Raw genomic sequence first — 22,408 nt, 5'->3', positions numbered from 1 at the left:
TGCGTTCATGAATTCTCCTTTGTATTTGGTTGCAGGTTTGGGTAAAACTGGAATATCGGTAGCGCGGTATTTACGTAGAAAAAATAAACCTTTTATTGCTTTTGATACTCGTGCACAAGCTCCAAGTGTGACTGAATTTACCGAAGAATTCCCGGATGTTCTTGTTTATACTCAGCATATTCCTGATGAAGTAATAGGCCAGTTGTCAGATATAATTGCAAGTCCTGGTTTGTCTTTGGATACACCGTTTTTAAAAAAGGCCATACAAATGGGCATCTCTGTATATGGTGATATAGAGTGTTTGGCTCGAGAGATTCATGCTCCAGTGATTGCAATTACTGGAACTAATGGAAAATCAACGGTGACTACTTTAGTAGGCGAAATGGCAAAAGCAGCTGGATATAAAGTTGCTGTGGCCGGAAATATTGGAACACCAGTTCTTGATATGCTTGATGATGAGCATCAGTATGATTTATGGGTTTTGGAATTGTCCAGTTTTCAATTGGATTTAACTTATTCTTTAGCGCCAATTGCTGCTACCATTCTGAATGTATCTCCTGATCATTTAGATAGACATCATACAATGGAAGCTTACGCGCAAGCGAAACAGCGAGTGTATCATCAAGCGCAAGTGGCATTATTTAATCGCGATGATCATTACACTGTTCCAGCTACAGATGTGAATTGTATTTCTTTTGGTATTAATGCCCCTGAAAAAAATAATTGGGGTTTGATTACTCAAGAAGATAAAATATATTTGGCAAAAGGTAGTACTTGCATTTTGCCCGTTGAGTCTGTGTTGATCAAAGGAGTTCATAATTGGCTTAATGCGCTTGCTGCTTCTGCTTTAGCGGATGCTGCAGGAATTTCACATCAGCACATCAACAGTGTGTTGACCTCATTTACAGGTTTACCGCATCGGTCTCAATGGGTGCGAACTCTTGATGGCGTAGATTGGATTAATGATTCTAAAGGGACGAATATTGGTGCAACTATCTCTGCTATTAATGGAATAGGAGGTTCTATGGAAGGAAAGATTGTACTTATTGCCGGCGGGCAAGGAAAGGGCGCTGATTTTAGTGAACTGGCTCAGCCAATAGCTGATTATGTAAGATCCATTATTTTAATTGGTGAAGATGCAGATAAGATTGAAGCTGCATTAGCTAATGTAGTACCTATTTCGCGCGCTTCCTCCTTGGATAATGCTGTGGTTGTAGCTAAGTCGCAAGCCAAACCAGGCGATGTTGTTTTATTGTCTCCTGCATGTGCTAGTTTAGATATGTTCCGTGATTTTAATCATCGCGGTGAATCGTTTGCGTCTTTAGTGAATGGATTGTAATCAATGCGGCCAAGACATGTGAATCAAAGAGGCAAACCTGTCAGTAAACCTATTTCTCTTTATGATAAATGGTTGATTAGTGTGGTCATCGGTTTGTTGATTATTGGGCTGATGATGGTGGCCTCAAGTTCAGTCATGATTTCTACCAAGTATTTCCATCAACCATTTCATTTTTTGATTCGCCAAGCATGTTATTTATTTGCGGGTTTAATGATTGCCCTTATCGTGATTAGGACTGATAGTAGTGTTTGGGAGCGGCTCAGCATGCCGATGCTGCTCATTTGCTTATTTATGCTCGTTATTGTGTTGGTTCCTGGAATAGGTCGGTCAGTGAATGGCAGCCGACGATGGTTGGCTTTAGGACCAATAGGTGTGCAAGTATCTGAACTTGCCAAGCTCACTATGATCTTTTACCTTTCAGGATATCTAGTCCGTCAACAAAAGGCAGTCAGTAATAGCATTTTGGGCTTTATCAAGCCGATGGTAATTTTGGCCGTTGTTTCCTTTTTGTTATTACTTGAGCCTGATTTTGGCGCTACCGTGGTGATTTCTGGTACCGTTATGGCGATGCTATTTTTAGCGGGTGTAAAATTACGCTATTATATAGGATTGATGCTTGTAGTTATGGGTGCACTGGCCTGTTTAGCGGTTTCCTCTCCCTACCGAGTTGCTCGCTTAACGGCATTTTTAGATCCTTGGGCGGATCAATATAATAGTGGTTATCAGTTAACTCAATCTTTGATCGCATTTGGTCGAGGGGGATGGGTTGGTTCGGGTTTGGGAGAAAGCATTCAAAAATTATTGTATTTACCAGAAGCCCATACCGACTTTTTATTTGCTGTATTGGCTGAAGAGTTAGGGCTGGTAGGCATTTTAATGGTCATGTTCTTATACACTATACTGGTTATTAGAGGTATGACTATTGCATACAATGCTTATGTGCAAGAACGGTTGTTTGCTTCATATACTGCTTATGGTCTGACTTTTTGGCTGGGGCTGCAAGCAGCTATAAATATGGGTGTTAATTCGGGATTATTACCGACAAAAGGGTTAACTTTACCACTAATGAGTTATGGTGGTGCAAGTATGGTTATCAATTGTGTTGTAATTGCGTTATTATTGCGCATTGATCATGAAAATCGTTGGCAAGCTCTTGGATTGGGGCCACTGTCAGCATAAGGGGGCATTTGTGGGTAATTCAGGACAATTTATATCTTCAAGGATGGGCTGCGTAGAACAAATACATTTCGTTGGAATTGGTGGGGTTGGCATGTGTGGTATCGCTGAAGTATTACACTACCAAGGATATCGAATTACAGGTTCGGATCTAGGCGAAGGCAGTACGGTACAAAGATTAAAATCTTTGGGCATTCCTGTTTATATGGGACATAAAGCCGAACATATAAAAGGTGCTGATGTGGTTGTGCGTTCTTCGGCTGTAGGTATGAATAATCCTGAAATTGTGGCTGCTCGCGAACAAATGATACCAGTAATACCACGAGCAGCGATGCTTGCCGAACTCATGCGCTTTCGCCATGGTATTGCTGTAGCGGGAACCCATGGTAAAACAACCACAACAAGTTTAGTCAGTAGTCTCTTAGCGGAAGGTGGTTTAGATCCAAGTTTTGTTATTGGTGGGAAATTAAATAGCCTTGGGGTTAATGCTCAACTTGGTCAATCCCCCTATTTTGTTGTTGAGGCTGATGAAAGTGATGCATCCTTTTTATTCTTAAAACCCATGATGGCCATAGTGACCAATATCGATGCAGATCATATGGATAACTATGAGAATGATTTTGATAAATTAAGAACAACGTTCCTTGAATTCTTACATCATTTACCTTTTTACGGGTTAGCCGTGGTATGTATTGATGATCCAGAAGTACGTAAGATTGTTCCCGCCATTGAGCGACCAACCTTAACGTACGGATTTTCTGAGGAAGCACATTATCGTGCGACCAATTGGACTCAAAACGAACTCATTAGTGAGTTCACTGTAGTACGTCCAGTCCCTTATTCTGAATTAAATATTCAATTTCAGTATCCAGGCCGCCACAATGTATTAAATGCTTTGGCCTCTATTGCGATAGCGACGCAATTAGGTGTAGACGATGCTTCTATTAAACGTGCCTTAGCGAAGTTTCAGGGAGTGGGGCGTCGTTTTCAAATGTTAGGTGAGAAAAAATTTGAGCATGGTTCAGCTCTTATTGTTGATGACTACGGCCATCATCCTCAAGAAATTCTATCAACCATCGATGCATTTCGACATGTTTGGCCTAATAAGCGTTTGGTACATGTCTTTCAACCGCATCGTTATACAAGAACTCAATCTTTACAAGAGCAGTTTGTGGATGTGCTGAGCCTTGCAGATGAATTATTCTTATTTGATATTTATTCCGCAGGGGAACCCGAAATCCCTGGAGTAAGCAGTGAGAGTTTGGCACAGAAAATTAGAGGTAAAGATAAAAAAGTAACTCTTGTGAATGAACAATCGCTTAAAGCAAAATTGAATCAGTTGATTAAAGATGGTGATGTGATATTGATGCAGGGAGCCGGTAGTATTGGTCAAATTGCTGTAAACTTAATGAAGGAAGTGTGAGAGCAACATGAGTCCAACTGAGAATGATTGTGGCCTTGTAACTGAATTTCAAGGCAGTTTGCTTTATAATGAGTCTTTGGCAGAATATACTACCTGGCGTGTTGGGGGACCTGCTGCCAAGCTATATAAGCCCAAAAGCATTGCTGATCTGGCTATATTTCTTCGCCAGCTTCCGGAAACAGAACCTTTATTATGGTTGGGATTAGGTTCCAACTCTTTAATTCGCGATACTGGATTCCCCGGAACAGTGATTTTGACTCAAGGATGCTTAAAAGAAATTGCACTCTTAGACAAGCAAATTGTTAAAGTTGAAGCAGGGGTTTCTTGTGCGAGCATGGCGCGTTTTTGTGCGCGTAATGATTTGGCTGGTGGCGAGTTTTGGGCGGGTATCCCTGGAACAATGGGAGGCGCTTTGCGCATGAATGCCGGTTGTCATGGTGGCGAAACGTGGCAGTTTGTGGTTGAACTGCAGACCATGACGCGAAATGGTGAAATAAGAATTCGTAAGCCCGGGGAATATGAGGTTGCCTATCGACATGTGGCTGTTCCTCCCGATGAATGGTTCATCTCGGCCACATTTAAGCTTCCTCCTGGTGATAAAGAAACTTCGTTACAGGTCATAAAAGATTTGTTGGCTCATCGTGCAAACACTCAACCGACTAATGAATACAATTGTGGGTCAGTGTTTCGAAATCCACCAGAAAATTTTGCAGCTCGACTTATTGAGTCCTGTGGATTAAAAGGCTTCAATATCGGTGGGGCAGTAGTTTCTCAAAAACATGCTAATTTTATTATCAATCATCAAGGTACAGCTACTGCAGCTGATATTGAAGCATTGATAAATTTAGTACAAACTAAAGTTCGTGAGCAGACAACAATTGAGTTGGTGCGCGAAGTTCATATAATCGGAGACCGTTAAATGTCCAAGCTTCTCAATTTAGTTCTGCTTTATGGTGGAAAATCTGGAGAACATGAAATCTCATTAATTTCAGCGGCATCTGTGCTTACCCATTTGGATGCTGAAAAATATAATATTATTCCAGTAGCAATGGATAAAGAGGGATTATTTCATCTTCATCAATATCAGGATTTACTTGCTTATAAAGAAAAGCTTCCTGTAGTAACCGAACACTCAAAACCTTTGGTTGGCTTGTTCATTAATGGACGTTTATCGGTTGATGCTGATGTCGTTTTTCCTGTAGTGCATGGACCTTTATATGAAGATGGATGCTTGCAAGGAATGCTTGAATTAGCTGGTGTTGCTTATGTCGGTTGTGATGTACTTTCTTCATCCATTGGAATGGATAAAGATATGGCCAGACGCATTGTTTGCGTTGATGGTTTAAAATCAGCAAATTATAAACTCTTATCATGGCATACCTCAGCATCTGAAAGACAACACTTTTGTCATGAGGTTGCAGAGGAGTTTGGTTGGCCTTTATTTGTTAAACCTTGCTCAATGGGTTCCAGCGTAGGCATACATAAAGCAAAAAATATGGCTGAATTGTTAGTCGCAGTTGATGATGCTTTGCGCTATGACGAAGAGATTTTAGTAGAGTCCTTTATTTCTGGACGAGAAATTGAGTTATCTGTTCTGGAGAGTACTGTACCTTCGGGTGAGCCAAGAGTTAGTATTGCTGGTGAAATACGTGTACATCATCCCGATGGTTTTTATTCTTATTCCGCAAAATACTTGGAAAGTGCACAAACCGATCTGATTGTACCGGCTCCTTTGAGTCAGAATTTATACGAGCAATTAAGAAAGGCTGCTGCAGATATTTTTATCCGCTTAAAATGTAAAGGGATGGCGCGTGTGGATTTTTTTGTTAATGATAAAACAGAAACAATCTATTTTAATGAAGTAAACACCTTACCTGGATTTACTTCAATTAGTATGTATCCAAAATTATGGCAGGCGAGTGGCTTATCTTATCCTGATTTATTGGATGAATTGATTCGTATTGCGATGGTGCATCAGAATTGCCGCCAACACTTGGTAACTAACTATTTGTGAGCACCATGAATAAAAATAGGGATGTTGATTCCAGTAATTTGCGATATATCTGTTGGTTGTTGGTACTAAGTTTAAGTGCAATATTCTTAACTTGTCGCTTAGGCTACTATTATCTATCCGATGCAGAGCGCTTTCCAATTACCACAATCAAAGTCGCTGCAAATTACGAACATGTGACGCATAAAGAGCTGGAAGGGGTATTATCAAAACACTTGAGTAACAGCTTTTTTACTTTATCAATCAATGCGTTACAGAATGAGTTGAATGAGCTTGGATGGATCGATACTGCATCTGTGGAGCGTGTTTGGCCAGATACATTGAAAATAAGGCTTGTTGAAAAAAAACCCGTTGCCATTTGGGATAATGCCCTCATGACTGAGGACGGAAGATTATTCAATGAAGGTGCTGTTCCAGAAGGGCTAAGCTTACCAAAATTAAAAGGACCACTATCTCAACAAGAAGAAGTCTTACAAGTTTACGAAAAATTGAGTAAGATATTGTCAATGTATGGTTTAAACGCCACTGGACTGCATCTAAGAGAAAACCAATCCTGGGTATTACTTTTAGGCAATGATATAAAAATATATTTAGGAAAGAAAGAGTTAGAGGAACGATTGCAGCGTTTTTGTAAAGCATATCCAGCAGTGTTTGCTGAAAAAATTGAGCAATTGTCTAGCGTGGACCTGCGTTATCCACGTGGTATGGCGGTGCAGTGGAAACAACAAACGGAACGATAATGGCAAAAAAAATAGAAAAAGATATTATCACTGGATTGGATATTGGAACTTCAAAAGTAATTGCATTAATTGGAGAAGTTACAGCTGATGGTGCAATAGAAATTATCGGAATAGGTCGTCATCCCTCTCGTGGTTTAAAACGTGGTGTTGTGGTTGATATAGAGGCTACTGTGAACTCCATTCAGCGAGCGGTTCAGGAAGCTGAGCTTATGGCTGGATGTGAGGTGCGAACTGTTTATGCAGGTATTGCGGGCAGTCATATTCGTAGTTTAAATTCACATGGCATTGTTGCGATTCGCGATAAAGAAGTATCACAAGCCGATGTAGAGCGTGTGATCGATGCCGCAAAAGCTGTAGCAATTCCTGCCGATCAAAAAATTCTACACGTTTTACCGCAGGAATTTATCATCGATCAACAAGGCAGTATTCGCGAGCCCATCGGCATGTCCGGAGTACGGCTTGAATCCCGTGTACATATTGTTACGGGCTCAGTAAGTGCTGCCCAGAATATAGTCAAGTGCGTCCGTCGTTGTGGTTTAGAGGTCAATGATATTATTCTGGAGCAATTGGCTTCAAGCCATGCAGTTTTAACCGAAGATGAAAAAGATCTTGGTGTGTGCTTGATTGATATTGGTGGTGGTACTACCGATATTGCGATATTTTGCGAAGGTGCGATTCAGCATACAGCCGTAATTCCCATTGCGGGAGATCAAGTAACCAATGATATCGCTATGGCGTTGCGCACACCCACAAAAGCAGCCGAGTCCATTAAACTGAATCATGCGTGTGCTTTAACTGAACTAGCAAACTCAGATCTCATGTTGGAAGTGACTAGCGTTAATGACAGACCAGGAAGAAAGATATCAGCAAAAACCCTATCTGATGTAGTCGCGGCGCGTTATGAGGAGCTGTTTACTTTAGTACGTAATGAATTACGACGTAGTGGTTTTGAAGATAGAATGGCTGCAGGCATTGTTTTAACAGGCGGTGCTGCTAATGTTCGAGGAGGTATTGAACTTGCAGAACTTTGCTTTGAAATGCCAGTACGAAAAGGTTGTGCTCATTATGTTTCTGGATTGGCTGAAGCAACAGAAAATCCTTCATTTGCAACAGGGGTAGGCTTGTTGTTGCAAGGATACCAACAACAGTATGTATCAAACTACAAGGTTCCTACAATGAATGAGAATACCCAAAGTATATGGGCCCGTATGAAAGAATGGTTTCAGGGTAATTTTTAGGTTACAACTAACGTATATAACTAAGTCGGTGATGATTCCATTTAAGGGTTTACTGCCGAGATTTGTTGAAAGATTAAACATATGAGGGGAGCAGGTTATGTTTGAATTAATGGAAGGCCAACACCAAAGTAATAATGCTGTTATCAAGGTAGTAGGTGTTGGCGGTGGTGGTGGTAATGCCGTCCAACATATGGTTGCAGAAAATATTGATGGAGTTGAGTTTATTTGTGCTAACACTGATGCTCAAGCACTGAGAGGCTCAAATGCAAAAATACATATTCAACTAGGTGATGAGCTGACTAAAGGCTTAGGTGCAGGTGCAAATCCACAAATAGGTCGCGAAGCAGCCGAAGAAGATAGAGACCATATCCGGGAAATCTTAAGTGGTGCAGATATGGTATTCATTACCGCCGGAATGGGTGGTGGAACTGGAACAGGCGCCGCGCCGGTTTTCGCAGAGATTGCTAAGGAATTGGGTATTTTAACTGTAGCAGTTGTTACCAAACCGTTTTCATTTGAAGGTAAGCAACGTGCGTTAGCCGCAGAAGACGGAATCCGTCGCTTAGCAGAACATGTTGATTCATTGATCACGATTCCTAATAATAAATTACTCAGTGTTTTAGGAAAGAACATCAGCCTTCTAAATGCATTTAAGGCTGCAAATAATGTCTTACTTGGTGCAGTAAAAGGGATTTCTGATTTAATTACACGCCCTGGTTTGATTAACGTTGATTTTGCAGACGTACGCACAGTCATGTCAGAAATGGGTATGGCTATGATGGGTACTGGTAGTGCCGTGGGTGAACAAAGAGCACGACAAGCTGCAGAAGCAGCCATTGCATCTCCATTATTAGAGGATGTAAACTTTTCAGGCGCACGAGGAATATTAGTTAATATTACTGCTGGTCTTGACATGTCAATTGGTGAGTTTGAAGAGGTTGGTGATGTAGTTAAAGAATTCATTTCTGATGATGCAACAGTGGTGGTCGGAACAGTAATTGATCCAGACATGACGGATGAAATGCGCGTTACAGTGATTGTGACTGGTTTAGGTGATGCAAGACAGCGCCACCAACAGGCACAACCCCAATCTCATCGGGCTCGTTTGCTTGAAACAACGCGAAGTGATGGTTCTTTTGATTATCAACAATTAGAGAGACCAGCAGTTGTTCGTAAACAAGCTCAATCAGGCGTGTCCTCTGGCGCAAAACAAGGGGATAGCATTCCAGATGTAGATTATCTTGATATTCCAGCATTTTTACGCCGGCAAGAAGAGGTGTAAAAATATATTAGACCCTTCATTTGCTTAGTGTGGATGAAGGGAAGTTTAATTTTTGATAAAAAAATAATTAGACTAAATATTAAAATATTGATACGATCACTAGGTTTTGCGTGCAAAATAAAAAATTTTAAAAAATGATATTATGAGGAACAAGGTGAGCACTGAATGACAAAACAAAGAACTCCTAAAAAGGTGATCCAGGCAACTGGTGTAGGATTGCATTCCGGTGAAAAAGTGCTTTTAACCTTGAGACCTGCTCCTGTTAATACAGGTATAGTTTTTAGAAGAGTGGACCTTTCGCCCGTAGTAGAAATACCCGCATCATACGAAAATGTGGGCGATACGATGTTATGTACCACATTACACCATGGACCAGTTAAAATTGCCACCGTGGAACATTTACTATCTGCCCTAGCAGGATTAGGGATTGATAATGCCTATATTGATGTGAATGCTCCAGAGTTACCCATTATGGATGGCAGTGCCGCTCCTTTTGTTTTCTTGATCCAATCAGCTGGAATACGTGAACAAAACGCGCCTAAAAAATACATTCGTATTCTTAAGCCTATTCGGGTGGAAGACAATGGAAAATACGTTCAATTTTATCCTTATGATGGGTATAAAATTGCCTTCACCATTGACTTTGATCACCCTGCTTTTAATGATAAGCCACAAACTGTAAGTTTTGATTTTTCAACGACTTCTTATGTGAAAGAAGTATGCAGAGCACGTACGTTTGGATTCCTTTCCGATTATGAAAAACTAAGAGAATGTGATTTGGCAAAAGGCGGAAGCTTGGATAATGCTATAGTAGTTGATGATTATCGTGTTCTCAACGATGATGGACTTCGTTTTGAATCAGAGTTTGTTTCTCATAAGGTATTGGATGCAATTGGTGACCTATACCTGTTGGGTTCGAGTTTGATTGGTGCATTTGAAGGGTACAAATCAGGTCATGAACTGAATAATAGATTGTTGCGTGAGTTAATGGTAAGACAAGACGCTTGGGAATATACTTATTTTGATAAAGAAGAATATCTTCCTACAATGCACACTGAATTTTATCCTGTCGAAGCGTAGGAATGTAGCCTGGGTGAAGATAACGTCGTAACCCAGGAAAACAGAACCGCATGTCTCTGGTTATGATTTGCCTCCACCTGGCTACGTTTATTTTGAAAATAAATGATTGGCAAGGGAGCCTTGTGGCATGAAACTAAATATTAGCCTTTTTACTTTTGCTTTGTTATGCAGTACCTCAATATATTCTGCAAGTACTCAAAAAACACCCGAAACAAATGCTGAACAAGCACTCCATATGAATTGGTTGGATACCAATATCTCCCCAAGCAAAGATTTTTATGCCTATGCAGTGGGTAATTGGCAAAAAAATAATCCCATTCCTCCAGATTATTCAAGTTGGGGAAGCTTTAATCTAATTAGTGAGAAAGTCCAAAATATTATTCATCAAATGTTAATCGATGCAGCTAAAAATACAAATGCAAAGCCAGGCAGTATAGAACAAAAAGTGGGTGATTTTTATTATAGTGGTATGGATGAGGCGAGCATTAATCAACTGGGTATTAAACCGCTGCAGCAAGAATTTGATCGAATTAATCATTTGAAAAGTTTAACTGATTTACAAAAAGAAATAGCTCATTTACACCAAATTGGAGTTGATGTTTTTTTTAATTTTGGCAGTATGCAAGATTTTAAAAACAGTGAGGATATGATTGCGGCGGCCATTCAGAGCGGATTGGGATTGCCCGATCGTGATTATTATTTAAAAGATGATGCTAAATTTAAACAAATTCGAGAAGCTTATATAAATCATATAGCCAAAATGTTTGAGCTATTAGGTGATTCCCCCGAGAAAGCAGCTGTTGAAGCCAAGACAGTGATGAAGTTAGAAACACAAATGGCAAAGGCTTCTATGTCACAGATAGAACAACGTGACCCTCATGCGGTATATCATATTATGGATAGGGCGCAACTTGCTCAAGTCACTCCAGATTTTTCTTGGCCAGCCTATTTTTCGGCAATGGGACTTGATCAAATAAAAAGTATTAATTTAGCAATGCCTGGTTTTTTTAAGGACATGAACAATCAATTGAAAACGGTATCTTTAGACGATTGGAAAATATATTTACGTTGGCATTTAATTGATGCCTTTGCCTCGTATTTGTCTGCTCCTTTTGTCGCTCAAAATTTTAAAATGGTTTCGGTTTTGACGGGTGCTGAGAAAATACTCCCACGATGGAAACGGGTTGTTGCTACGGAAAATGGGGCTTTGGGTTTTGCTATAGGTAAAATGTATGTGGACCGCTATTTTTCTCCTGAAGATAAGAAACAAGCTTTGGATATACTCAAAAATATTCGCACCGTTTTACAGGAAGACATTAGTACTCTATCCTGGATGACTCCTGCTACTCGTGAGGCTGCATTAAAAAAACTTTCAATGATGGAAGAGCGAGTAGGTTACCCCTCCAAGTGGAGAGATTATTCCAAATTGGTAGTTAATAGAGGTCCATACGTATTAAACGTAATTCGAGCTAATGAATTTTTAACGAATCGTGATCTTAATAAAATCGGTAAGCCTATAGATAGAACCGAATGGGTTATGACACCACAAACCATCAATGCATATTATGATCCTTCAATGAATAATTTGAATATTCCAGCAGGGATTCTTCAATCGCCGTTTTTTGATCCCAAAGCACCTGCTGCCGTAAATTATGGAGCCATTGGTTTCGTAATGGGACATGAAATGACCCATGGATTTGATGATCAAGGTGCACAATTTGATGGTCATGGAAATTTAAAGAATTGGTGGACTCCCAGTGATTTGGAAAAGTTCCAGGCAGCAACACAGTGCATTGTGAATCAGTTCTCTCAGTATGTTGTAGATGATAATTTGCATGTACAAGGCAAATTAGTTGTAGGAGAAGCTGCTGCAGATTTAGGGGGTATTACCCTAGCCTATAGAGCATTTAAGCATTCTGATGCCTATAAAAATGCACCTACAATTGGCGGTTTTACTCCGGATCAACAATTTTTTATCGCCACAGCACATGTTTGGGCGATGAACATTCGACCACAACAATTACGTAATCAGGTCACTACCGATCCTCACCCTCCTGCCCAATACAGAGTGAACGGAAGTTTAGCGAACATTCCTCAATTTCAGGAAGCGTTCCATATTCCTAGTGACAGTCCCATGGTGAATAAAAACCGCTGTGTGATTTGGTAATTACTCGGCTCCTCCTGAATATTCGGGAGGATGTTGCCGTATGCAGTGAAAATAAAAATAATTAAATTGCATCCATTCTGAACATTGGTTAGACTTTCTGCACTGTATCAATTAATTGTGGAGATAATGATGACTAAAGAAGAAATGATTTGTCGTATCGTACGTTATGTAACCCAAAAACCAAGCACCAAAAAAGCGTGTTGTGGATGATTAATTTATCTGACCTACTTGATTACAAAAATAAAACTGTAGTCAATCATTTTTGCTCTTATCATCCTGACTTTTCTGAACAAGAAGGTCAGGTTTTATTTGCGGATTTATTAGCTTGGATGTGGCTAAATGCGCAAAGGGCAAAACAAGGTAAGAAAACCTACCTTTTTGGGCCATTACTTATTCTTGATGAGATGTGGCACACCTTTATTCTCCATACACGTGATTATCTCGATTTTTCAATACGCCATTTTGATACCTATTTTCATCATGATGTTGAGCCAAGTGGTCAAGAACATATAATAGAAGAAGAAGAACTGACTGAATATCTGCAAGATTGTTTTGCTTATCTGGGCTCGGAATGGGTAGCTCGTCGTTTTGCAACAGCACTAACTGAAACACATTCCTAATTCTGTACTATTGTAGACACTGTCTTTAAAAGCAAGCTAAGTTTTTATTAAAAGGTTGTTGGCTTTTAAATAACGTTCTTGATGATTCACGACGAAGGATCTCCTGATTTTGACGAGGGCAATGAGGCTACAATGAATTAAGTCAATGTTAGTTCATGAAGACAGACAAACATCTTGACTGCTCCGTATACATTTCCTTTAATTCTCTCCGTCAGCCAAATGCAATAGTGCTTTTTGTAAGGGTTCATAGGTACAATTTTGGCTTTCACTAATAATGATCGATTTTGCTTTTTCAGATAACTCATGCTTTTGGGGTAGCACTGATTTGTTATATTGTGCTGTTGGCTCAATAACAACCACTTTAATTGAAGAAAGTTGATACATTCCAGCTTCTTTGCGTAATTTATCGCGCAACTCAGGAATCGCATAACGTAATTGAGTGGCCCAGGCAGCGTCAGAAGTTGTTAATAGCAAACATCCTTTATTAAAACTGCCAACCTGACATTGATTTGCTAAAACATCAGGAAGCATCAGCTTAATTTTATTTGCAAGCTCTTCTAATTGAACAGAGCGTTGGCAGAGGTCAGCAAGTTGTTTATTAAGGCAACGACTAATAGAGCGCATTTTTCGATTCTAAATAAATAAAAATGTAAGAGAGTTAGTATATACTTCGTATGAAGTATAGAATAGTAAATTCGAGCTAAATGCAATATTATAATTTTTTGTAGACTTTCATGATTATAGGTGAATCAATGTTTGAAAAGCCCTACGACAGTAATGTTATTTATTTTACCCGCATGCATTGGATTATATTTTTTTGGCCAGTTGTATCGTTATGCGCTGCTCTAATAATCGTTAATTATGTGGAAATCGATTTCTTACATAAACTTGGGTACGGTTTTGCAGCGCTAGCCTTGATATGGATTGGCATAACCTGGATGACGTATTATTTTTCTTCTCTCACAATCAAGAAAAATCATGTGATTATTCGCACTGGAGTCGTCGTGAGACAAACGATTGATATTCCACTAAGTAAAATTGAAGCGATAGACATTCGTCAATCCATTATGGGCAGTCTTTTGAGTTATGGGATGATAAGCATCACAGGTACAGGTGGTACTCGTCGTATTATTAATTTTTTGCATAACCCTCTGACGTGCAGACGCTATATTGAACAGCTGATGGGTGAATTACATCGTAATGATTAACCCTAGGTTTTTTGTCGCTTAACCTACAAAGGAGTCTGTTGCTTAGCCCAGGCTCCTGGGTTCAGGCTTAAGCTTTCACCCAGGTTACAATCGAACACTATCGATTCTTAGTTAATACAGCGAAATTAAATTCTTGATAGAAGCTCTGCTCTTGTTTTCTCATCAACAAAAGCGGCTTCAATGGCCATCCGTGTTATTGCATTCATTGTCTCATCACTATAGTGGTATGACTTTTGTACACGTTGATATTCCTGACCCAGGGTAGTACTCATAAAAGGTGGATCATCTGAATTGATGCTAATTTTAATCCCTGCATTATAAAATTTAGGTAAGGGATGCTCATTCATATCTTTAAACAGGCCCAAAAAGATATTACTTGTAGGACAAATTTCTAAAGTAATATTTCTTTCTTTTACCATTGCCATGGTATCTGGTGAATAAATTGAATTAACTCCATGTCCTATACGTTGGATTGGTAGATTTTCCATCGCCTCGACCATCCCGCTTGCAGGAGCAAACTCTCCTGCATGGACTGTGCATTGTAGACCAGCATCCGCCGCAATATGGTAGGCTTTACTGAATAATTTAGGAGGGAATTTTGCCTCATCACCGCCCAAACCAAAGCCTGTGACGCAAGGAAATTTATCTTTATGAGCTTGTTGCGCTACATGCTCTACTGCTTCCACACCAAAATGACGAACGGCGGTAATTAAAATACGTCCTATGATATTGAACTGTTCTTTAGCATCATCAATTGCTTGTTGAATTGCAGCTAAATGTTCAGCGGAAGGGATTTTACTGGAGAGCTCTGCATGATCGGGTGAGTACATCATCTCTACATAAATCGCATCTTCTTGAGCACGAGATCGTAAATAGTCAAAGGTGATATCATAATAATCCTGAGGATAACGAATTACGGATGCCAGTGTGTCATAAACCTTTAAGAAGTCGAGAAAGTCTTTGGATAAATAACTTTTTCCATCAGGTGCAACAAGGCCTTCAGGGAGAACTAATTTATTACGTGCAGCCAGCTTTGCGGCTAATCCAGGAGTGATGGTACCTTCCAAATGGACATGTAACTCCGCTTTCTTTAAACTCATCCTTTGCTCCTAATTTCTTTAAAAGTTAGAGTAATGGTAACTTAGATAAAAAAGCTATAAAATACCCGATTTAAATTATAGTTATTTGGATTGGTTATGAACTCCGATGATATAGATAAAGCTTATGTTAGTCCTTATGATAAATTTTTCTTTGAATTTGATGCAACTCATAATAAATCTGCATCGCAAATAAAAGAAATTAACAAGCACAAGCGTATTTTTATGATGCGTGATAATAAAGATTATGGAAATGAAAAGGGTGAAATCTGGGAAGAATTTTAATCTTCGCATAGCCTCGGTAAAAGCAATCCGAACTTTACATTAGATTGTTTCCAGGCGTTCATCCTCCAGGACAGTGATCGTTAGCATTTCTCCCTCAAAGGAGTCTATGACGAAGGATGTCCTTATTTTGCATTCTATTTACTGATAATGCCATCTCATTTACTGAGATCCTTCTACGCTTGTGAACATTTATTTAAAAGCCATCGTAGCCTGGGTGAAGGCGCAAGCCTTAACATGGGGAAATCTTTATCAGAAAAACCCGGACTCCGCTTCGCTGCATCCGGGCTACACGTAGTGTTTGACAAAATGCATCTTGTGATCGCTTATACATTACAAAAACAATCTTGCGAAACATGGATGATTTTATTTAGCCCAAAAAGAAATGTAATGCTTTGTAAGCCAGGATAGTCAAAATAGAAGCAGCGGGTAATGTTAAAACCCATGACATGAAGATGTTACGAATTACAATCAGATTTAACGCACCAATACCTCGTGCCAAGCCCACTCCAAGAACAGCACCAACTAATGTTTGCGTTGCTGAAACTGGAATACCTGTACTTGTTGCTACCACTACGGTTGTTGCAGCGGAAAGCGTTGCTGCAAAGGCACGGCTGGGTGTCAAAGCGGTGATCGCGCTACCTACGGTTTCAATGACTTTTCTACCGTACATAAGAAGGCCCGTAACGACACCAACACAACCTAATAAGATAATCCATGCGGGGTAATTATTAGCATCAAAAACTTGATGCGAACTCATGATCAAGCTATAGATGATTGAAAGTGGACCTACTGCTAAGGCCACGTCATTGGAGCCATGTGCAAAAGCCATCGCACAAGCAGTCATAGCCATAAGCACGGCAAAATATTTTTCAACTTGGATAAATCGCTCTCTACGTCTTATTCTAGGGTGTTCTGGGATGCGTTTAATGATGACCATTCCAATAATTGTAATAATAATGCTCGTTGCTAAAGTAACAGCTAGATTTTGCTTGAAATTCAGGTGAATATGAAAATGATTGAGCCCTTTAAATACGGTGATAAATGACAAAATAGAGCCAATAAGGAACAGATAAATAGGGATATATAATTTAGCTTTGGTAAGTGGGTTACTTTTAACAAAAATAGTTTGTTGAATGCTGGTAAACAATATGAAAGCAGTGATTCCGGAAATCATTGGAGAGGTAATCCAACTTACAGCAATACGACTTACTTGATTCCAATGAATTGCTTGGGGGCCTAGTACTATGGTCCCAAAACCTACCATCGAACCAACTAAGGCATTAGTAATAGAAACAGGAACTCCAAGATAGCTCGCAAGATTCATCCAGATTGTACATGCTAATAAAACCCCCAACATTCCCTCTATAAGGATCAAGGGTTGTCCAGAGAGTTCACTGGAGTTAATAATTCCATCACGCATTGTTTCGGTAACACCAGTTCCACCTAAAAATGCACCTGCAAATTCAAAAATTATGGCGATTAGCATTGCTTGCTTGACGGTAACGGCTTTTGAGCCCATTGTAGTGCTCATGACATTAGCTAAATCATTGGCACCGACACCCCAAGTCATCAAAAAACACAAAATGACTGCTACAAGAAGATATATAATTGAATAATCCATAGAAGTTGACTACCGGGCTATTAGAATTTGAAGACGACTGCCCACATGTTGAGCGCCATCGGCTAAATCATCAATCCATTGGACCAATTTGTAGAGAAAAATTGCATCAATTGCAGACAAGTCTTTTTCGATTTCAAAAATACGATGTCGAATATCTGCAAGGCGTTCATCACTGTCATGTTCAATCTCATAAAGGGTTAAGATCATTTCCTCAACAATCTTGACTTCAGAGCCCCTGAAACCAGTCTCTAGTAATTCATCTAACTCATTAATTGCTTTGCAAGCCTGTTTTGATGCGTCAAGACAACGACTTAAAAAAGGCATAAAAATGGGAACTATTGCTGCGGGGACGGTCATTTGTCTACTAATAATAAGTATCGCAATATCTTCTGTCTTATTCGCGATGAAGTCTTGAGCACTAAGCAACTCAAGCAAATCAGTACGAGAAACAGGAAGGAAAAGTCCAGTAGGCAAATGAAGACGTAGATCTCGCTTGATTAAATCTGCTTCCTTTTCAAGAGAAATTATTTTTTCTTTTATTTTATTGGCCGTCGTCCAGTCTTTTTTTAGAACCGCTTCAAAAAATGGGTAGAGCTGTTTGGCACATTGGTGCACTTTTCGCATGTGTTGTTCTATCGGTCTAATTGGTGAAGGACCAAACATATTAAATATGCTACCCATGATGTTCGCATCTCTTAGGCAAATTTTTGAGAAGTATACCCAAACTTTTTCCGGAACAAAACTATTGAATTGCAGTTAACTAATTTTTTCGCTTTATTATTGGATTTTTAGGGTGAAAAATAAAAATATTTTCAATTTGCTGCAATGATTTTTTATATTGGTCTACAATTGAAAATATTAGGGTTTTCCACAATACATTGTTTTACTCAGATCGATGAAATCGGAACAAGGAGCTCAGGATGAAGCGATTTTGGCTAATAAGTTTATTGTTGTTAGCACATAACGTATTTTCCCAAACGATTACTAAGGTAATTGAATTGCATTATGTTCCTGTCGAAAAAGTTATCCAATTGGTACAACCTTTGCTGCAAACTGGAGAAAAAATAAGTGGCTCCGATCAAACCTTAGTCGTTCAGGTTTCTCCTGAAACATTAACCCAAATTAGAACCGTATTACATCAAATCGATGTACCACCAGTAACATTTAATATTTCTATTTATCAAGGTGACCCAAATTGGCTTAGTGCACAAAATGAAAATTCGGTAACTTATAGCACAAACTCTCCGGCTGAAGTGAAACGTTCCCAATCGGTTAAAGTGATGAATGGAGAATCTGCTTTCGTTTCGACTGATCAAGAGGTACCCATTATTACTGCTGTAGGTGCGGGTTTTTTTACAGGAATCGAGTATCAACAACATCAAATTAAAAATGGTTTATTAGTACAGCCCGTCATGCGTGGATCACAGGTTGAATTGAAGCTGCGTCGGGTGCGTGAACAACAAAATCCTGCTGGCGGCCAACAATTTGATGATCAAAATATAGACACAACATTGATGGTACCATTAAATAAGTGGGTTTCTTTGGGAAGTCCAGAGGGAACACAGGATACGGATTCCACCTCGGTTTCATATACAGCAGGAAGACCATTTTCCCAACAAGCAACGCTTTATGTAAAGGTTACGGTGGTAGGTAATCATTAAAATAGTTGAATAAAAAACGAACAACTGGTGTATAATTAAAATAGAAGCAGCTAAATAAACCGACCTTTTATGGAGGGCTCATGGCAATTATAAGCTCCTTGGCTAATCACTTGCTCATTGCGATGCCTTCCCTCAATGATCCTAATTTTGAACGAACTGTAATTTATATCTGTGAACACCATGAGCAAGGTTCGGTCGGTTTGATTATAAATCGCCCCATGCAATTTCCCTTGTCAATTGTTTTTGAACAATTACATATTGAACCGGTTCGTATAGAGCAAAGCCATTTACCATTAATGTTTGGCGGACCCGTACAGCCGGAAAGAGGATTTGTTATTCATAAACAATTAGGGGGGTGGCGTTCTAGTTTGTTTTTGCAAGATGAGGTGACGGTTACGACATCAAATGATATTATTCGCGCCATTGCAGAGGATAAAGGACCTAAAGATGTTTTAATTACTTTAGGTTATGCTGGATGGGTTGAGCAACAATTAGAAAAAGAGATCCTTGAGAATACATGGTTAGTTTGCCCATATCGCTCCGAAATTCTGTATGAGGTGCCCTTCGAAGATCGTTGGGATTATGCAGGATCCACTTTAGGGATCAAAATGAGTCAACTTAGTTCAAATATCGGCCATGCCTAGTCCTGTTTTCATAGGTTTTGATTTTGGTTATAAACGCATTGGTGTTGCCGTAGGTCAACAACTAACGTGTAGTGCTTCTCCTCTTGCTACTCTTAATGCGCGTGTGGGTGTTCCTGATTGGAATGCAGTCGCTAAAGTTATTGCGGAATGGTCCCCTCAAGGATTAATTGTTGGTATTCCCACGTGTATTGATGGCAGTGAATTATATACAACTTCTGCTGCGCGTCGGTTTGCCAAAGAATTACGCAAGCGATTTTCTTTGCCGGTTCATTTAGTCGATGAACGACTCTCAACAGTTGAGGCGAGGGAGCAATTGTTTGCACAAGGTGGATATCGTAAAATCAAACAATCTGAGGTAGATAGTATAGCGGCTTGTGTTATACTTGAGCAATGGCTGCAACATCCTGAATAGGGCTTTTTCTATTTCTATTATCTTGAGCTCAATCTAACGAAATGGAAAAGAAACCCTGGATTTTTGGGAGTGAAGTTAAAAGAGATAAGGGTTTTATGAATCATTTTTTAGAAATTAGTCAATTATCACGACAACAGATTGAGTCTTTATTGCACCGCGCGGTTTATTTCAAAAACCATGGCCAATCCCAATATCCTTCATATGCACAACATACGGTTGCGAATTTATTTTATGAAAATAGTACCCGCACCCGGGTGAGTTTTGAGTTGGCTGCCAATCGTTTATCTATGCCAGTAATCAATCTGGATTTACAGAGCTCTTCTGAAACTAAGGGTGAGATTATTGAGGACACCATCCGTACCCTGGCTGCAATGGGAATTAAATATTTTGTAATTCGTCATTCGCAAGATGGTTTGCAACAAAGTTTAGCAAGTCAAGTCGGTGATAGTGTTCACATAATAAATGCTGGTGACGGCACTCATGCTCATCCAAGTCAGGGTTTGCTTGATATGATGACGATCCTTGAACAAAAACCACAATTGGATCAATTAAAAATAGCAATTTTGGGAAATATTAGACACTCACGTGTTGCTAATTCATTTCAATGCATTTGTGCACAACTCGGTGTAGGTGAGCTTGTTTTAGTTGCGCCGGAACTGTGGCAACCAAAGACCTTGCATTATGGACGGGCAACTCAAGACTTACACGATGGATTATCTGATGCTGACGTCGTGATTTGTTTGCGGGTTCAGCACGAGCGTTTATTAGAGTCTGATCATTTGGATCTCGATTCTTATCGACGTGATTTTGCATTAACCAAAGAAAATCTAGCGTATACTAAATCGGATGTGATGGTGATGCACCCGGGACCTATAAATCGTGGTGTTGAAATAGACAGTAATGTGGCCGATGGGCCAAATTCCTTTATACTAAATCAAGTTGCTAATGGTGTTTTCGTACGTATGGCAATTTTTGATGCGTTATGTAAGCAAAGCTAATTATTTTGAGAAGCTACAGTGGAAGTGCAATTTAATACGGAAAGAGTTAAGGATAAATGGATGAGTCGTTGCTACCAGAAAATAGGCATTCTTCTGCTACTGAGCTTTTATTGCTTACTGACCTATTTTATTTTTAATCATTATCAACGTATTGATTTTTCTTCTTTTTATTTCTCCTCTCAGGCTTTTTTACAGGGTGAAAATCCTTATAGAAATTTTTTTACTACCTACTTATCTTCTACAAAAATATTACCTGCCAATTTGAATCCTCCATTTGTTTTGTGGAGTTTTAGTTTTTTAGCATATTTTAATTATTCGAATGCATTACTTTTTTGGTTTTGTTTTTCTTTTGTTCTGGGAATAATTGGGGTTACCATAACATTTTATTATGCTTTTTCTAAACGATTTTTTCATAAAAACTATGTAAATCTATACCTCCTTTATTTCGCATTTTTTCCAACACTAATGAATTTTGTTACTCAGCAATTTGGTTGCGTTTTATTGTTCCTCATTATGTTGGGTTATTATTTTTATCTAAATCGCCGGGATTATCTTGCAGGTATATTTTGGGGTATTATCATTGCGATTAAATTGTTTCCTGCACTGTTATTTTTCTATGTTGTAAAACAAGGTCGTCTTCGTGTTTTTCTGAGTATGCTTGTTACATTCTTGATTGCTGTATTTATTCCAGTGCTGGTATATGGTTCAGAGGTTTACCATCAATATTTTAAAATGATGCATAATGTATTTTGGTATGGTGATGAGTGGAATGCTTCAATTTATGGTTTTATGTTTCGATTATTCTTTGGTGGCGAAATACTCCCTAATATGTCGTATTTAATACCGGTTAATTTGGTTTATAGTGTTATTTTTGTCATTTTAATTTTATGGTATTGGCGCAACCTTGGACCAACAGAGAATGCTCCGATAAACCACCAACCTTTTTGTTTGACTTTGGCTATGATGCTACTTCTAAGTCCTTTTGGTTGGGTTTATTATTTTCCTTTATTAATTTTGCCAATGACCCTTCTTTGGTTTGAAGCAGCCCTAGAGAACCAAAATATCTCTATAAAAACAATGATTATTTGGCTTCTATGTCTTTTTCTTATCAATTTTCCTGTTGATTATGTAAATAGCAAAGAGATGGATCATTTACTGGTACGAATCAGCTTTTTCTCTACTTTTTTTTATGGTTTATTATTTTTAATTTATCTTTTAGTTAAAAGAAAAAAAATTTATGGTCATAATGAAATAATCGGTGATGGAGTAAAGCATTATTCGATATCAGTGATAATTATTATTTTTATATTCGGCGTGTTTGTCCCGATAATATATTATCTTACGCGTTTGTTAAATTTGCATTTGAATTTAGGATTACCCTAAATTCAAGCGCAATCCATCCTGGA

General features: G+C 39.0%; 22 protein-coding genes. 18 read left to right on the top strand and 4 right to left on the bottom strand.

Annotated features, from left to right (window positions below; translation table 11 throughout):
• Positions 1–7: 7 nt before the first annotated feature.
• From murD to ACWTEW_RS17350, 11 genes are all read left to right on the top strand, one after another.
• The gene (murD, locus tag ACWTEW_RS17400) at positions 8–1,339 is read left to right on the top strand and encodes a UDP-N-acetylmuramoyl-L-alanine--D-glutamate ligase (protein WP_454782926.1); all 1,332 of its coding nucleotides are present in this window, start codon (positions 8–10) and stop codon (positions 1,337–1,339) included.
• A gap of 3 nt (positions 1,340–1,342) precedes the next feature.
• Positions 1,343–2,518, top strand: a complete 1,176-nt coding sequence (gene ftsW / locus ACWTEW_RS17395) for a putative lipid II flippase FtsW (protein ID WP_454782925.1) — start codon at positions 1,343–1,345, stop codon at positions 2,516–2,518.
• A 10-nt stretch (positions 2,519–2,528) separates the two neighbouring features.
• Positions 2,529–3,938, top strand: coding sequence for a UDP-N-acetylmuramate--L-alanine ligase (murC, locus tag ACWTEW_RS17390; protein ID WP_454782924.1), 1,410 nt, complete (start codon positions 2,529–2,531; stop codon positions 3,936–3,938).
• 7 nt (positions 3,939–3,945) lie between these two features.
• Positions 3,946–4,857, top strand: coding sequence for a UDP-N-acetylmuramate dehydrogenase (murB, locus tag ACWTEW_RS17385; RefSeq protein WP_454782923.1), 912 nt, complete (start codon positions 3,946–3,948; stop codon positions 4,855–4,857).
• The gene (locus tag ACWTEW_RS17380) at positions 4,858–5,952 is read left to right on the top strand and encodes a D-alanine--D-alanine ligase family protein (protein ID WP_454782922.1); all 1,095 of its coding nucleotides are present in this window, start codon (positions 4,858–4,860) and stop codon (positions 5,950–5,952) included.
• 5 nt (positions 5,953–5,957) lie between these two features.
• Positions 5,958–6,689: a cell division protein FtsQ/DivIB gene (locus ACWTEW_RS17375; protein WP_454782921.1), complete on the top strand. Its 732-nt coding sequence runs from the start codon at positions 5,958–5,960 to the stop codon at positions 6,687–6,689.
• The gene (ftsA, locus tag ACWTEW_RS17370; protein ID WP_454782920.1) at positions 6,689–7,927 is read left to right on the top strand and encodes a cell division protein FtsA; all 1,239 of its coding nucleotides are present in this window, start codon (positions 6,689–6,691) and stop codon (positions 7,925–7,927) included. The genes ACWTEW_RS17375 and ftsA overlap by 1 nt, the downstream gene beginning before the upstream one ends.
• 97 nt (positions 7,928–8,024) lie before the next feature.
• Positions 8,025–9,209: a cell division protein FtsZ gene (ftsZ, locus tag ACWTEW_RS17365; RefSeq protein WP_454782919.1), complete on the top strand. Its 1,185-nt coding sequence runs from the start codon at positions 8,025–8,027 to the stop codon at positions 9,207–9,209.
• A gap of 165 nt (positions 9,210–9,374) precedes the next feature.
• On the top strand, positions 9,375–10,289 hold the full coding sequence (gene lpxC / locus ACWTEW_RS17360) for a UDP-3-O-acyl-N-acetylglucosamine deacetylase (protein WP_454782918.1): 915 nt from the start codon (positions 9,375–9,377) through the stop codon (positions 10,287–10,289).
• A gap of 127 nt (positions 10,290–10,416) precedes the next feature.
• The gene (locus ACWTEW_RS17355; RefSeq protein ID WP_454782917.1) at positions 10,417–12,456 is read left to right on the top strand and encodes a M13 family metallopeptidase; all 2,040 of its coding nucleotides are present in this window, start codon (positions 10,417–10,419) and stop codon (positions 12,454–12,456) included.
• 206 nt (positions 12,457–12,662) lie between these two features.
• Positions 12,663–13,076 (top strand): glycine-rich domain-containing protein, encoded by a 414-nt coding sequence (locus ACWTEW_RS17350; protein ID WP_454782916.1) that lies wholly within the window; start codon positions 12,663–12,665, stop codon positions 13,074–13,076.
• 198 nt (positions 13,077–13,274) lie between these two features.
• Here the strand turns inward: ACWTEW_RS17350 and ACWTEW_RS17345 are convergent, their stop codons facing one another.
• The gene (locus tag ACWTEW_RS17345; protein ID WP_454782915.1) at positions 13,275–13,700 is read right to left on the bottom strand and encodes a DciA family protein; all 426 of its coding nucleotides are present in this window, start codon (positions 13,698–13,700) and stop codon (positions 13,275–13,277) included.
• Positions 13,701–13,828: 128 nt separating this feature from the next.
• On the opposite strand from ACWTEW_RS17345, the gene ACWTEW_RS17340 reads away from it, so the two are divergent.
• On the top strand, positions 13,829–14,284 hold the full coding sequence (locus ACWTEW_RS17340; protein ID WP_454782914.1) for a PH domain-containing protein: 456 nt from the start codon (positions 13,829–13,831) through the stop codon (positions 14,282–14,284).
• 125 nt (positions 14,285–14,409) lie between these two features.
• On the opposite strand, the gene ACWTEW_RS17335 is transcribed toward ACWTEW_RS17340, so the two are convergent.
• Positions 14,410–15,384, bottom strand: coding sequence for an adenosine deaminase (locus ACWTEW_RS17335; RefSeq protein WP_454782913.1), 975 nt, complete (start codon positions 15,382–15,384; stop codon positions 14,410–14,412).
• Positions 15,385–15,480: 96 nt separating this feature from the next.
• On the opposite strand from ACWTEW_RS17335, the gene ACWTEW_RS17330 reads away from it, so the two are divergent.
• Entirely contained in the window at positions 15,481–15,666 is a 186-nt protein-coding gene (locus tag ACWTEW_RS17330; RefSeq protein WP_454782912.1) for a CBU_0585 family protein, read from the top strand.
• A 367-nt stretch (positions 15,667–16,033) separates the two neighbouring features.
• Here ACWTEW_RS17330 and ACWTEW_RS17325 read toward each other — a convergent pair whose 3' ends face one another.
• Positions 16,034–17,287, bottom strand: a complete 1,254-nt coding sequence (locus ACWTEW_RS17325; protein ID WP_454782911.1) for an inorganic phosphate transporter — start codon at positions 17,285–17,287, stop codon at positions 16,034–16,036.
• Positions 17,288–17,296: 9 nt separating this feature from the next.
• Positions 17,297–17,968 carry a TIGR00153 family protein gene (locus tag ACWTEW_RS17320; RefSeq protein ID WP_454782910.1) on the bottom strand — a complete coding sequence of 224 codons (672 nt, stop codon included), beginning with the start codon at positions 17,966–17,968 and terminating at the stop codon, positions 17,297–17,299.
• A gap of 239 nt (positions 17,969–18,207) precedes the next feature.
• Between ACWTEW_RS17320 and ACWTEW_RS17315 the strand changes: the two genes are divergently transcribed.
• The 5 genes from ACWTEW_RS17315 to ACWTEW_RS17295 all read left to right on the top strand — a co-directional run bounded on the left by ACWTEW_RS17315 (position 18,208) and on the right by ACWTEW_RS17295 (position 22,385).
• Positions 18,208–18,948: a type II/III secretion system protein gene (locus tag ACWTEW_RS17315; RefSeq protein WP_454782909.1), complete on the top strand. Its 741-nt coding sequence runs from the start codon at positions 18,208–18,210 to the stop codon at positions 18,946–18,948.
• Positions 18,949–19,028: 80 nt separating this feature from the next.
• Entirely contained in the window at positions 19,029–19,592 is a 564-nt protein-coding gene (locus ACWTEW_RS17310; protein WP_454782908.1) for a YqgE/AlgH family protein, read from the top strand.
• The gene (gene ruvX / locus ACWTEW_RS17305; RefSeq protein WP_454782907.1) at positions 19,585–20,004 is read left to right on the top strand and encodes a Holliday junction resolvase RuvX; all 420 of its coding nucleotides are present in this window, start codon (positions 19,585–19,587) and stop codon (positions 20,002–20,004) included. Before ACWTEW_RS17310 ends, ruvX begins: the two co-directional genes overlap by 8 nt.
• 95 nt (positions 20,005–20,099) lie before the next feature.
• Complete coding sequence (locus ACWTEW_RS17300; RefSeq protein ID WP_454782906.1) at positions 20,100–21,002, top strand: aspartate carbamoyltransferase catalytic subunit; 903 nt, start codon at positions 20,100–20,102, stop codon at positions 21,000–21,002.
• Between the two features lie 60 nt (positions 21,003–21,062).
• Positions 21,063–22,385, top strand: a complete 1,323-nt coding sequence (locus ACWTEW_RS17295) for a glycosyltransferase family 87 protein (protein ID WP_454782905.1) — start codon at positions 21,063–21,065, stop codon at positions 22,383–22,385.
• Positions 22,386–22,408 lie beyond the last annotated feature (23 nt).

It is taken from the genome of Legionella stuttgartensis, from assembly GCF_977063405.2.
The sequence above is the reverse complement of the archived record's forward strand: the minus strand, read 5'-3'. Positions and strand labels throughout refer to the sequence as shown.